Raw genomic sequence first — 12,331 nt, forward strand, 5'->3', positions numbered from 1 at the left:
CGGATTTTGTTCTGCACGTTGTCTGGCATGTCGCCCGTCAGCGCCTGTTCGCCAAGTCGCGGGCCTCGCGTTGCAGCCGATCGGCCTCGTCGAGAAGCCGAGCCGCCACCGTGCCGCAGCGCGTTCTCCAAGTTCCGATCTCACCGCGTACCCGGTCGGTCAACGGGCCCGACCACTCCATAGTGGCCGCCATACCGCTCACGCCGTCGACCAGTTTTTCCACGTCGCCGGCTAATTCCCGAAGTTTGGCGGCCCTGTTCTCGAGTTCCTGCGCCTCGGGCGGAGACGACACCTTTTCTCCTCTCGGAGCGCTTTATCAGAGGATAAGTTACAGGTAGGCTCCCGCCGCATGGGGGAAGGCGTGACGCGGAGCTTCAGGCCAGAAGAGCTTGAACGTCTGGCCGGCCTTCTGGACGACCTGAACAGGTCGGCGGATGAGGTTTTTAAGCGTGCCTGGCCCCTGCAGGCGTCCCAATTCGTCACACCGTTGGGGGAAATGCCGCGCTGGGGGAGTGACACGGCCAAGGACCTGAGGCGGCGGGCGGCTATTGGACGATTGCAGACCGGTGACCCGTTCGCCGGGCTCGCGTGGGCCGGCTTTCCACCGCTGGAAATCGTCGCGAATGGCAACAAGATCGACCCGGCGACTCTCATCTCCGTCAACTCGGTCGCGGACTGGGCGACCAAGACAGGAAATTCGGATTTCCAGCGCAAGTCCGGAGAGTCGCTGGACGACTACCTGAAGCGACTCGAGGCTGCCGCGATCAGCAAGGCGATTCCGGCCCTCACGCCGCACGAGGCGACGGTCGCCAACGTCCTCAAGATGCTGGGCGATGTCCAAGGCGTCACCAGCACGGCCCCGATCGTCACCACCCAGGCCGTGTCCCTCAGCCGCGTGCTGTTCCACAACCAGGTCCTGAGACCGACCGTCAACCCACTGCTGGCGAAGGCCAGGAACAGCAAATTGCTCACGGAGAGCAGCCTGATCAGGGCGAGTCCGAAACTGGAAGACTTGTTGCTGGGGAGTGAATTCCAGCTGCCCGCGAAGTCCGGCACAGCCCCCGGTACCGGCCTCGCCGGCCTCACTCGCCGGCTGTTCATGAAGAGCAAGCTCTACCGTGACTACGTGGCCATGCTCCCTCATGACATAGAACTGGAGGGCGCCGGAAAGGCGGTGGCAGCAGGTAGGTCTCTTGCCGGTGCCCGGGTGAACAACCTTCTCAACCGCGCCTTCGGTGACAACCGGCTCGCCAGGTTACTGGGCGGCGAAACCCATGCCGGAGCGGAGGTGAAAGTTTCCGGAGAGGCCAACCTGCTCAAGGTCTGGTCGGCGACTGCGGACCCGACGAAGATGGAAGCCGCCGCCGCAATCTTGAAGGTCGAGCCGACCGCTCTCACCCGGCTTGGAGTGGTGGCCCGGACCGCCGGCGCCGTTCGGGCGTTGGGCGTCGTGGGCGGGGTCGTCTCCACCGGCTACAGCGCGGCGAACGTCATCTCGCAGGGCGATCCGATCGCCGCGTTCAAGCGCAACGGCGCCGGATATGTCGCGGATATCGCCGAGGTGGGTTTCAACGCCTCCCTCACCGCCGCGATGATCTGCCCTAATCCCGTCACTCTCGGAGCTACCGTGATCACTGGTGCCGTTTACGTCGGTGCCAAAGTCGTCGAAAATTGGAACGACATCGAGGCCGGCGCGAAGAAGGTGAGCAAGGCGATCGGCGACGGGGCCAAAAAGGTATTCAGCAGCCTCAACCCCTTCGACTAGCGCAGGGAGATCGACTGATGCCGTCCTTCGACAGCGCGCGTGAGCGATTCCGGCTCGGCGCCGCCCATCTGGGGGTCCTGGGTTGTCTCTATGAGGGGAAGGCGGTTACGGCTGACCTGATGACTGCCCGGAGTGAGTTGCGGGCCGCCGGGTTGATAAGTGACGACGACGCCGTCGTTCCCGAACTCGCCGATCTGGCGGACGCCCTCGCCGAGCCGGTTGTGTTCGTCGGTATAGAGATGACCGGAGGCCAGGGCGTGACGAACCACGGCGCGGTCATCGGCAACGACGCCTGTTATGTGTACGAAGGGTGGCCAGGCGAACCGGAGTCGGAGTATGTCCGCACCGACCTCAGCACCCTCGTGTGGTCACTCGCCAGGGCGGTGGGCCTGCGTGAAAGCGACGCCAAGCCTCCGGTCGCGACGATCATCACCACGACGGTCGGTGTCATGGACGCCGGGTTCGTGGCGCTCGCCGAAGCGGACACCGACGACGTGGGGGAGACTGTCGAGCGATTGCGTGCGGCGCTTGCTGCCGAGGGTGGGCTCGCCGACCCCGAACTGACGGTCTTCATCCACCTGCTGCTTCAGCTCAACGGCAACTGGCGAATGACCGTCGCGTGGAACAACCGCGAGGGCCGGGGAACAGACATCCGCGGTATCACCGTGCTTGATTGCGGTCCCCTCGGATACTGGCTGCGGGAGCGTCCAGCCGAGCCCATCATGCCGGGGGCGGTGACGCCCGACAGCGAGCTCCGGCTGGTGTTCACCGAGACGCCGCGCGTCTGGGAGCTGATCACCGAGCTCCTCCCCGGCCTCGATCAACTGCCCGCTCCTGTCGGACGGTGATGTGACATGTCTGGCTTCACATTCGAGCTCGTGCCGCAGAAGCCCGCTCACCGCCGTGAGCGGAAGCGTACCTTTCGCCTCCTGGCCGGTACGGCCGGGCCGTACGGAGAGGTGAGCCTGAGGATCACTACCTATCCCGAGGAGGCCACACTGGTCGCAGAGGGCCTGCCGGAGGCGTCACTCTCACATCCGGATGCACCGTCCGGCTACATCCCGGTGGACGCGCGGACGCGGCTGGTGGTGGGCGGGGTCACCGCCAGTCTCGCCCGGAACCGTCGAGCCTTGCGGAAGGAGGATCGGGGCATTGAAATCAGGCTAGGGGGTCGTAGTTATACCTACCTATGCGGTGATACGGGGCGGGAGGAGTTGTGGGACAGCGAACGTGGCCCAGTGGTACGAAAGGGTGCACCTGGCGCCAACGCAGGCATCACCATGCTCGTGCTGCCAGACGCCGATGCCACCGATCTGTCCCTGGCTCTCATCCTTCAAGGTGCTGACAGGCTCGTGCTGACTGTCGGCGGAGCGATCATTTCTGGGGTCATGTCGTTCCTGAACGGTTCGGAGGGCAACGCGTGACGCCGTTCAAGGTGGGGAACCGCCCGGCAGTCCCCATATCGGCTGGAGGTCGCCGACGGCATCGCTCTTTGACACGAAAGGTCTCTCTTGTCTGGCGCCGAGATCGTCTATGTGGAACGGCCCGGGAAGCCGAAGCTGTGGTTCGGCGTGCGCTGGGCGCTGTGCGCCGCGCTCATGATCTGGTCCTTCTGGGACTACTAGACGGAGCATCACGAGATCCCGCTTGATGCCCTGGTCGTCCTGACTCCGCTGTTCTTCGGCATCGCCTCCATCCCCGGGCTGGTCTCGCTGAGCAAGCGCCGTTACAACGCGATCACCCTGACGTCCCGGACGCTGCGCGTGGGCCGTCACACCTTGCCCGTCGCCGACATCACGCTCCACCCGCCTGCCAGCGGCCGCAGGCCCCGTCTGCTGGGCGGCGGGTACGACGTTCCGGTGGGCATGCAGACCGTGGAGTTCGGCGGGCGGGGCGGTGAACACTACCTGGTGGCGGTGGTGAAACCGCAGGCCTTTCTCGCCGCGCTGACACGAGTGATCGCTGAGGCACGACGGCGGGCGGCAGGGCAGCGCTCATGGCGCGGGCCTGCGAGGTACGGCCAGTCCGGACCGCATCCGGGGGGCTCACGGCCGTACGCCGGCCACGGGCCGTTGGGAACGCTCCACTGGCCGCCGGGGGTGGAACGGCTTCCGCCCCCCGGCGGCCGGTGTGCCGCTGGTTCAGGAGGCCCGGCGGCCCGCGCTGGTGCGAGGCTGCGGTTCCGGCTCGGCCGGTCCGGTCGCCCGCTGTGGCGGCACGACCGGCGTGGGCCGCACCAGGCCGAGGGCGACGACCTCGTTGGCGAGCCGGGTGCGCCGGTTGGTGCCCTCCGGGATGCGGAACTTCTGGTAAAGCCGCAGCAGATGCTGCTTGACCGCAGCCTCGGTGACCACGAGGTCGTCGGCGATCTCCCGGGCCGTCGCGGGCGCCACGAACGCCTCGTCGGACAGCGCCGGACGGCACAGCGAGGTGAGGACGTCGACCTCCCGGCGAGTGAGCTCCGGCGCGGCGGCGCGGCGCAGCTCGACCTCGGGGGCGAGGTCCTCCCGCGGGATCCCGCCGACCCGGGCCCGGGCGGCCCCGAAGGAGACGACGTCGCCGTCGTCCAGCACCCTCCTGGCGATCGGCCTGCCGTTCACCCGGGTGCCGTTGCGAGACAGGCCCAGGTCCACGACGTACAGGTAGGGCCCGCGACGGACGAATTCGGCGTGCAGCCGTGACACGCTCGGATCCGTCAGCCGGATGTCCACGCCTCGGCCGCGGCCGATCGTGGTGACGTCGGGGCGCAGCGGCACCACCTCGCCGCTGTCCTCGATCCGTATGAACGGCCCCTCCACGGCAGTTCCTCCCCAGGTAGCCCGCCGTTACTTTCCCTATAGCTGCGGCTTACCCACCCGTGGCGAGGGGGAATCGCCTTTGCCAGGAGCAGAATCAATCCTGAAATTGGTCTGGACCTTTGAGGGGCGCTTTACCTGCTCACGGGTAGACTTCGGGCGGAGATAAGCGGAGGAAACACTTATGGCGGACAAGCCCACCAAAGGCCTCGCCGATGTCGTCGCCGCGTCCACCGCGCTCAGCGACATCGACGGCCAGGCCGGCCGTCTCTTCTATCGGGGATACGACATCCACGACCTGGCCGGCCACGCCACCTTCGAAGAGGTGGCCCACCTGCTCCAGCGTGGCACGCTGCCGACCCGACGGCAGCTCGCGGACTACGGCGCGGAGCTGGCCGAAGGCCGCACCCTGGGCACGCTCGTCGAGAGCAACGTCGCCGAGATCGCCGGCAGGCAGGCGCCCATGGAGGCGCTGCGCACCCTGGTCTCGCTGGCCGGGGCCGACGACCCGGACAAGGACTCCAACTCCGCCGACGCCAACCGCCGCAAGGCCGCCAGGCTCACCGCGCAGCAGCCGATCCTCGTCGCCCGCTACCACGCGGCCAGGACGGGAGCGGACATTCCGGCGCCCGACCCCGAGCTGAGCACCGCGGCGAACTTCCTGCTGCAGATCACCGGCCGCCGTCCCGAGCGGCGCGAGGTCGAGATCTTCGACACCTGCCTGGTGCTGCACGCCGACCACACGATGAACGCGTCCACGTTCGCCGCCCGCGTGTGCGCCGCGACGCTATCCGACATGCACTCGGCGATCGTCGCCGCCATCGGCACGCTCAAAGGCCCCCTCCACGGTGGGGCGAACGAGCAGGTCATGCGTACGCTGGAAGCGCTGGACCCGCGCGGCGTCGCACAGGCCGTACGGGACAAGCTGGCGGCGGGCGAGAAGATCATGGGCTTCGGACACCGCGTCTACAAGACCGAGGACCCCCGGGCGACGCACCTGCGGCGGATGTCGCAGGAGCTGGCCGAGGCCTCGGGCGACGACACCTACTACCGGATGTCGCGGGAGATGGAGGAGGTCGTCTTCGCGGACAAGCACCTGTATCCGAACGTGGACTTCTACGCGGCGACCGTCTACCACTACCTCGGCATCCCCACGGACCTGTTCACGCCCGTGTTCTCGGTCAGCCGGATGTCCGGGTGGACCGCCCACGTGATTGAGCAGCACGCCGACAACCGGCTGATCCGGCCGGACAGCGAGTACATCGGCGAGCGCGACCAGAAGTGGGTGCCCATCGACGAGCGGTGACAGCGAGGGACGCGCCGGGACCGCAGTTGCAGGCATGGGAGAGACGTGAGAACGAGCGAGAGTACGGCCTGGGGGCCGTACCTGCTGGTGGTGGCGGGTGCGGCCGCCGGGCTGGGTGTGATCGGCCTGGGTGTGTCGGTGCCCGTGGGTGGTGCGATCATGGGATGTGGCTTTCTCGCCGGATCCCTGGTCCGGGTGACGGTCTCCGAACGGCGGGCGGGTGCGCTCGCGGTCCGCAGCAAACGGATGGACGCGCTCACGCTGGCGGCGTTCGGCGCGGCGCTCTTCGTCGGCTCGCTGCTCATGCTGTTGCGGCTGCACGACTCGTAGGAACACGACCTCGTCGCGGACTTACCACACCCGTCCGATAGCCTCAACGGCCAGTGAGCCTCAAAAAGGACGTGCTGGCCAGTTAATTCAGAAGGGGAACCCCACGCATGCCCAAGATCAAGGTAGCGGGCCCGGTCGTCGAGCTCGACGGCGACGAGATGACCCGGATCATCTGGCAGTTCATCAAGGACCAGCTGATCCTTCCCTACCTCGACGTCGACCTGAAGTACTACGACCTCGGCATTGAGCACCGCGACGCCACCGACGACCAGGTCACGATCGACGCCGCCAACGCCATCAAGCAGTACGGCGTGGGCGTGAAGTGCGCGACGATCACGCCGGACGAGGCCCGCGTCGAGGAGTTCGGCCTGAAGAAGATGTGGAAGTCCCCGAACGGGACGATCCGCAACATCCTCGGCGGTGTCATCTTCCGCGAGCCGATCATCATGTCGAACATCCCGCGGCTCGTCCCCGGCTGGACCAAGCCGATCGTCGTCGGCCGTCACGCCTTCGGCGACCAGTACCGCGCCACCGACCTGAAGATCCCCGGCGAGGGCACGCTGACGCTGACGTTCACGCCGAAGGACGGCAGCGAGCCGATCGAGCTCAACGTCTTCGACTTCCCCGGCTCGGGCGTCGCCCTGGCGATGTACAACCTGGACGAGTCGATCCGCGACTTCGCCCGCGCCTCCATGCGGTACGGCCTCAACCGCGGCTACCCGGTCTACCTGTCGACCAAGAACACGATCCTCAAGGCGTACGACGGCCGGTTCAAGGACATCTTCGCCGAGGTCTACGAGACCGAGTTCAAGGCCGACTTCGAGGCCGCCGGGATCACCTACGAGCACCGCCTGATCGACGACATGGTGGCCGCCTCCCTGAAGTGGGAGGGCGGGTACGTCTGGGCCTGCAAGAACTACGACGGCGACGTCCAGTCGGACACGGTGGCGCAGGGCTTCGGCTCGCTCGGCCTCATGACCAGCGTGCTCATGACCCCCGACGGCCGCACGGTCGAGGCCGAGGCCGCGCACGGCACGGTGACCCGTCACTACCGCCAGCACCAGCAGGGCAAGCCGACCTCCACCAACCCGATCGCCTCGATCTTCGCGTGGACCCGCGGCCTGCAGCACCGCGGCAAGCTCGACAACCAGCCCGAGGTCATCGACTTCGCCGAGAAGCTGGAGCAGGTCTGCGTCGAGACCGTCGAGGGCGGCCAGATGACCAAGGACCTCGCGCTCCTGGTCGGCGGCGACGCCGAGTGGCTGACCACGCAGGACTTCCTCGCGGCGCTCGACGAGAACCTCAAGAAGAAGATGGCGCTGTAGCCGGAACGGGGGTCTCTGCCTGCGGTTTCACCGCCGGGGCAGAGGCCCGTCCGCTCTTCCGGCCCGTCTGCGGGCCATGAGACGTCGCAGGGCCCGGAAGACGGCGCGCCGAGTGCGAGGGCGTGGCGGCCCGGACTGCCGGGCGATCACACCTCGGGCCGTCCGAGACTTCCGGGCGGCCCTTTCCCGTCACTCGGAGGTAGGGACCGCTCGCTGCTTTGTCACGGTTTCCTGACGTCACGGCGCGGTATCGAGCCGCGGAACCGTCGCACCGGGGCCGTAAAGTTCTGCTGGGCCGGTACTTTGCCGAATCGTGGGGAACGGGATGCCGCAGATCGCGCCGTTGCAACCGGGGGATCCGACCAGGCTCGGTCCCTTCGTGCTGTCCGGCCGTCTCGGCGAGGGCGGGCAGGGCGTGGTCTACTTCGGCCAGGACCAGGCCGGCGAGCGTGCCGCGGTCAAGCTGCTGCACGTCAAGTTCTCCGGCGATACGACGGCCAGGTCCCGCTTCGCCCGGGAACTGCGCGCCGCCCAGCGCGTGGCGAGCTTCTGCACCGCCCGGGTCCTGGCGGCCGACCTGGAGGGCGACACGCCCTACATCGCGAGCGAGTTCATCGACGGGCGGTCGCTGCGTGAGACCGTCGAGGAGAACGGGCCGCTGACCGGCTCGGGCCTGGAGCGGCTGGCGGTCGGTACGGCCACCGCGCTCACCGCGATCCATCAGGCGGGCATCGTCCACCGCGACTTCAAGCCCGACAACGTGCTGCTGGCCGTGGACGGCCCGCGGGTGGTGGACTTCGGCATCGCCCGCATCCTCGACTCGACCGCCACGATCACCAGCCGGGCGATCGGCACACCCGCTTACATGGCGCCCGAGCAGATCTCCGGTGACACGGTCGGGCCCCCGGCAGACGTGTTCTCCTGGGCCTCCACGATCGCGTACGCCGCGACCGGCGACGTCGTGTTCGGCGGCAACTCGATCGCGGTCGTGCTCAACCGCATCCTCAACCACGACATCGACACCGGGATGCTGCCCGAGCCGCTCGGCGGAGTGGTACGGGCGTGCCTGCGCAAGTCGCCGGACGAGCGCCCGGCGGCCGACCAGATCCTGCTGCGCCTGCTGGGCCGCGCGGTGTCGGACGACGCGTCGGCGGTCGTGCTGTCCGAAGGGGCCGCGCACGCGGCCGACCCGGACGCCACGCGCCTCGCACGCACGGCTCCTCACCGTGCCCTGACGACGGGCGGCGCGCGTCCGCTGCCCGCGAGCGGCCTGCGGACCGGATCCGGCATGCGGACCGGAACTGGTGCGGGGGCCGGGGACGGCACGCGGACCGGAGCGGGCGAGAGGACCGGGAGCGGCGTGGGTGCCGGAGCCGGTACGCGGACCGGAGCCGGCATGGGGGCTGGAACCGGCACGGGAGCCGGGAGTGGCGCCGGCACAGACGGCCACCCCGAGAACGACGTGCCGACCGAGGCGTTCCGGTCCGTCCTGTCGTCCTCCGTCCCCGCCGACCTCAGATTCGGCGGCGTCCCGCGCGAGGGTGCGGGTCCCGGCGGTCACGGCGCCGTACGGCCCGGGGCGGGGGGATCCGACGCCACACCCGGGCCGGGCGGGGCCGGGCCGGCTGGGATGCGATCGGGCGGTGGCGGCTCGCATGGGACCGGGCTACCTGGAATCGGGTCGGTTGGGACCGCGCCAGGCGACGGCGGCTTGCAGGCCACCGCGTTGACTGGAACCGGGCCGCCTGCGATGGATCCGGACACGACCGGCCGGGCGCGGCGTCGTGGGAGGGGGCTCGTCGGCGCGCTGGCAGCCGTGCTCGCCGTCCTGGCCGCCGGGGGCGCGTTGATCGCCGCCAAGACCGGCTTCGCCTTCGGCGGCGCGACCGATGACGGCAGCACCGGCGAGGTCACGCCGCGGCCGAGCCCGACGTACGCCTCGGTGTACGAGAAGGCGCAGCGGACCAAGCGGCTGACGATCGGCGTGCGGTGGGACGTGCCGGGGGTCGGCCTGGAGCAGGCGAGCGGGTTCAGCGGGTTCGACGTGGATGTGGCGACGTCCATCGCCAGGAGCATGAAGGTTCCGGCGAGCGGGATCACCTTCCGCCGGGTCGGCGTCAACGACCGGGTGCGCGCGCTGACCGATCACACCGTGGACATGGTCGTGGCGACCTACTCCTATGACGACAACCGCGACGACGCGGTCACCTTCGCCGGGCCGTACTACACGGCCCACACCGACCTGCTGGTGCTCTCCGGCTCGCGGATCAAGAAGCTGGAAGATCTGGCCGGGCGCCGGATGTGCGCGCCCGCCGGGAGCGGCACCGCCCGGCTCGTCGCCGGCAAGGTGGACGTCGAGCAGGTCCGGGCGGGCAACTACGCCGAGTGCATGGATCTGCTGACATACGGCAAGGTGGACGCCGTCCCGGGGGACGACCTCATCATCGCCGGCTTCGCCAACCGGGTGGCGAGCCTCAAGCTGTCGGTGCTCGGCCTGCGGCTGGCCGACCAGCGCTACGCCGTCGGCCTGCCCAGGAACGACGTGCGCACCTGCCGGGCCGTGGATGACGCGATCAGCCGCATGTACGGCGACGGCACGATGCGTGACCTGCTGCGCAAGCACTTCGGCAACGTCGACTTCGATCCCGAACGGGACGCGCCGCCCAAGCTCGCCTGCAACTGAGCCGTGTCACAAGCTCTGTCACTGAGCCCGGCCGCGGCTGACGCCGCCGCCCGTCCCTGGCGTGGATCAGGATGGGTCAGGCCTGGCGTTCGAGCTGAGCGATCGCGTCGTTCGTCCACTGCACGGTGGTGCGGGACTGCCGGATGCCGAGATCGAGGGCGAGGTCGCCGAACCTGACCCCGGACGCGCCCTCCGGGACGGGAGAGGCGTGTTTGGCCGCCCACAGAGCTTCCAGCTCGGCCAGCTTGCGTTCCGCGTGCGTCTTCAGCCGCTCCAGCACGTCGAGCGCCTCGCGGTGTTCGAGCAGCGGGAGCAGGAACGCCTGCAGCGCGACCTCGCTGCGCGCCGGGCCCGTGGGGTCGTGCCCGATCAACCAGGCGCGCAGCTCCGCGCGGCCCTCCGACGTGATCGAGTAGATCTTCCGGCCCCGCGCGCCCTCCGCCTCCACCGTGACCAGCCCGTCGGCGGTCATCTTCGCCAGCTCGGGATAGATCTGGCTGTGCCCCGCCTGCCAGACGTGGGCCACCGACTTCTCGAACCCTTTGGTCAGGTCGTAGCCGCTCGCCGAGCCGTACGCCGTCAGCAGACCGAGAAGGGCGATGCGCAGGGACATGCCCCTCACTATACCTATGGATTGACATGTCAGCACCTACATGTCACCTTCGACATATGCGATCCAGAAACGGGCTCCTCCTGTTCGCCGTGCTCGGCGGCATGTTCCTGGCGATGCTCGACCAGACGATCGTCGGCACCGCGCTGCCGAGGATCACCACCGAGCTGGGCGGCTCCGGCCTCTACACCTGGGTGGTGACCGCCTACCTCCTCACCTCGACCGTCACGGTCCCGCTGTACGGCCGGCTCTCCGACGCGTACGGGCGAAAGCCGCTTCTGCTGGTCGGGGTGGTGCTGTTCCTGCTCGGCTCGATCCTGTCCGGGGCGGCGCAGAGCATGGGGCAGCTCATCGCCTTCCGCGGCGTGCAGGGGCTCGGCGCGGGCGCGCTGCTGCCGCTGTCGCTGGCGCTGGTGATCGACCTGCTCCCGCCGGAGCGCAGCGGACGGGTGCAGGGCGCCCTGGGCGGCGTCATGGCGCTGAGCTACATCGCCGGGCCGTTCCTCGGCGGCCTGTTCACCGACCACGCGAGCTGGCGCTGGGCCTTCTACGTGAACGTCCCGATCGGCGCCGTCCTCGTGGCCATCATCGTGTGGCGGCTGCCGTATCGGCCGGGGCACGGTGGGGCACGGCCCGACTATCTCGGCATCGCCGTGTTCAGCGCGGCGATCAGCGCCCTGCTCGTCGGCCTGACCGAGAAGGGGATCGACGGCCACACCTGGACGAGCGGGCCGGTGGCCGGGCCGATCGGCGCCGCGCTCGCGCTGCTCGTGGTGTTCGTCCTCGTCGAGCGGCGGGCCGCGGAGCCGATCGTGCCGCTCCACCTGTTCACGAACGGCACGTACTCGCTGGTCAACGTCGCGTCGTTCTTCACGGCGTTCTGCATGTACGCCGGGGTGGTCTTCCTGCCGCGCTACTTCCAGGAGGCGCACGGCCTCAGCGCGACCTCCTCCGGGCTGCACATCTATCCGCTGATGCTGGCGATGGTCGTGGGCAGCGCGGTCACCGGCGCCCTCATCTCGCGCACACGCCGCTACAAGCCCTGGCTGGTGATCGCGCCGGTCTTCCTCGTCGCGGGCACGGCGCTGTGCGCGAACCTCGAGGCCGGCACCTCGACTCCGCTGCTCGTCGTGTGGATGGCGCTGATCGGGCTCGGCATGGGGCCCATGCTGTCCGGCCTCACCGTGGCGATCCAGACCTCCGTGCCGCCCCAGTACATCGGCACGGCCAGTGCGAACCTGACGTTCTTCCGGCAGATCGGCGGCTCGGTCGCGCTGGCCGTCGCGGGCACGGCGTACGCGTCCGTGGTGACGCGGGAGGCGCCCGTGCACGGCCTGCCCGCCGCCCACGCCGCCGCGACCGCGACCGTCATCCCCTGGCTGGGGGTCGTGGGCGCGGTCGTCGCCCTCCTCGCGCTCAGCCTGCTGCCGCGGGGTGGGGTGCGGCTCGACAGGCCCGCGCCGCAGCAGGACCTCGTCGCGGCGTGAGACGGCACGTCAGCGGTGCTCCGAGCGGCG

The 12,331-nt window shown here is 69.1% G+C and carries 11 protein-coding genes; 8 read left to right on the forward strand and 3 right to left on the reverse strand.

Translation table 11 applies throughout. From position 1 onward, the window contains the following. Positions 1–37: 37 nt before the first annotated feature. Complete coding sequence (locus BXA11_RS03355) at positions 38–292, reverse strand: hypothetical protein (protein WP_076432630.1); 255 nt, start codon at positions 290–292, stop codon at positions 38–40. A gap of 57 nt (positions 293–349) precedes the next feature. Between BXA11_RS03355 and BXA11_RS03360 the strand changes: the two genes are divergently transcribed. From BXA11_RS03360 to BXA11_RS03370, 3 genes are read left to right on the forward strand one after another with little or no spacing between them, the layout of a single operon-like run. Next, positions 350–1,765, forward strand: coding sequence for a hypothetical protein (locus BXA11_RS03360; protein ID WP_076432631.1), 1,416 nt, complete (start codon positions 350–352; stop codon positions 1,763–1,765). A gap of 17 nt (positions 1,766–1,782) precedes the next feature. After that, positions 1,783–2,613 carry a hypothetical protein gene (locus BXA11_RS03365; protein WP_076432632.1) on the forward strand — a complete coding sequence of 277 codons (831 nt, stop codon included), beginning with the start codon at positions 1,783–1,785 and terminating at the stop codon, positions 2,611–2,613. 6 nt (positions 2,614–2,619) lie between these two features. Beyond that, complete coding sequence (locus BXA11_RS03370; protein WP_076432634.1) at positions 2,620–3,189, forward strand: hypothetical protein; 570 nt, start codon at positions 2,620–2,622, stop codon at positions 3,187–3,189. 717 nt (positions 3,190–3,906) lie between these two features. On the opposite strand, the gene BXA11_RS03375 is transcribed toward BXA11_RS03370, so the two are convergent. After that, a complete protein-coding gene (locus tag BXA11_RS03375; RefSeq protein ID WP_030508446.1) occupies positions 3,907–4,563 on the reverse strand; it encodes an FHA domain-containing protein in 657 nt (218 codons plus the stop codon). 181 nt (positions 4,564–4,744) lie between these two features. Between BXA11_RS03375 and BXA11_RS03380 the strand changes: the two genes are divergently transcribed. The 4 genes from BXA11_RS03380 to BXA11_RS03395 all read left to right on the forward strand — a co-directional run bounded on the left by BXA11_RS03380 (position 4,745) and on the right by BXA11_RS03395 (position 10,204). Continuing rightward, positions 4,745–5,866, forward strand: coding sequence for a citrate/2-methylcitrate synthase (locus BXA11_RS03380; protein ID WP_076432635.1), 1,122 nt, complete (start codon positions 4,745–4,747; stop codon positions 5,864–5,866). 45 nt (positions 5,867–5,911) lie between these two features. Then, entirely contained in the window at positions 5,912–6,196 is a 285-nt protein-coding gene (locus BXA11_RS03385) for a DUF3017 domain-containing protein (RefSeq protein WP_030508448.1), read from the forward strand. A gap of 107 nt (positions 6,197–6,303) precedes the next feature. Further along, on the forward strand, positions 6,304–7,521 hold the full coding sequence (locus tag BXA11_RS03390) for an NADP-dependent isocitrate dehydrogenase (protein WP_030508449.1): 1,218 nt from the start codon (positions 6,304–6,306) through the stop codon (positions 7,519–7,521). Positions 7,522–7,834: 313 nt separating this feature from the next. Continuing rightward, the gene (locus tag BXA11_RS03395) at positions 7,835–10,204 is read left to right on the forward strand and encodes a serine/threonine-protein kinase (protein ID WP_143734060.1); all 2,370 of its coding nucleotides are present in this window, start codon (positions 7,835–7,837) and stop codon (positions 10,202–10,204) included. 76 nt (positions 10,205–10,280) lie between these two features. Here the strand turns inward: BXA11_RS03395 and BXA11_RS03400 are convergent, their stop codons facing one another. After that, positions 10,281–10,817, reverse strand: a complete 537-nt coding sequence (locus BXA11_RS03400; RefSeq protein ID WP_076432641.1) for a PadR family transcriptional regulator — start codon at positions 10,815–10,817, stop codon at positions 10,281–10,283. Between the two features lie 56 nt (positions 10,818–10,873). Between BXA11_RS03400 and BXA11_RS03405 the strand changes: the two genes are divergently transcribed. Continuing rightward, positions 10,874–12,301 carry an MDR family MFS transporter gene (locus BXA11_RS03405; protein WP_239104750.1) on the forward strand — a complete coding sequence of 476 codons (1,428 nt, stop codon included), beginning with the start codon at positions 10,874–10,876 and terminating at the stop codon, positions 12,299–12,301. Positions 12,302–12,331 lie beyond the last annotated feature (30 nt).

It is taken from the genome of Microbispora rosea, assembly GCF_900156315.1.
Classification (GTDB): domain Bacteria; phylum Actinomycetota; class Actinomycetes; order Streptosporangiales; family Streptosporangiaceae; genus Microbispora; species Microbispora rosea.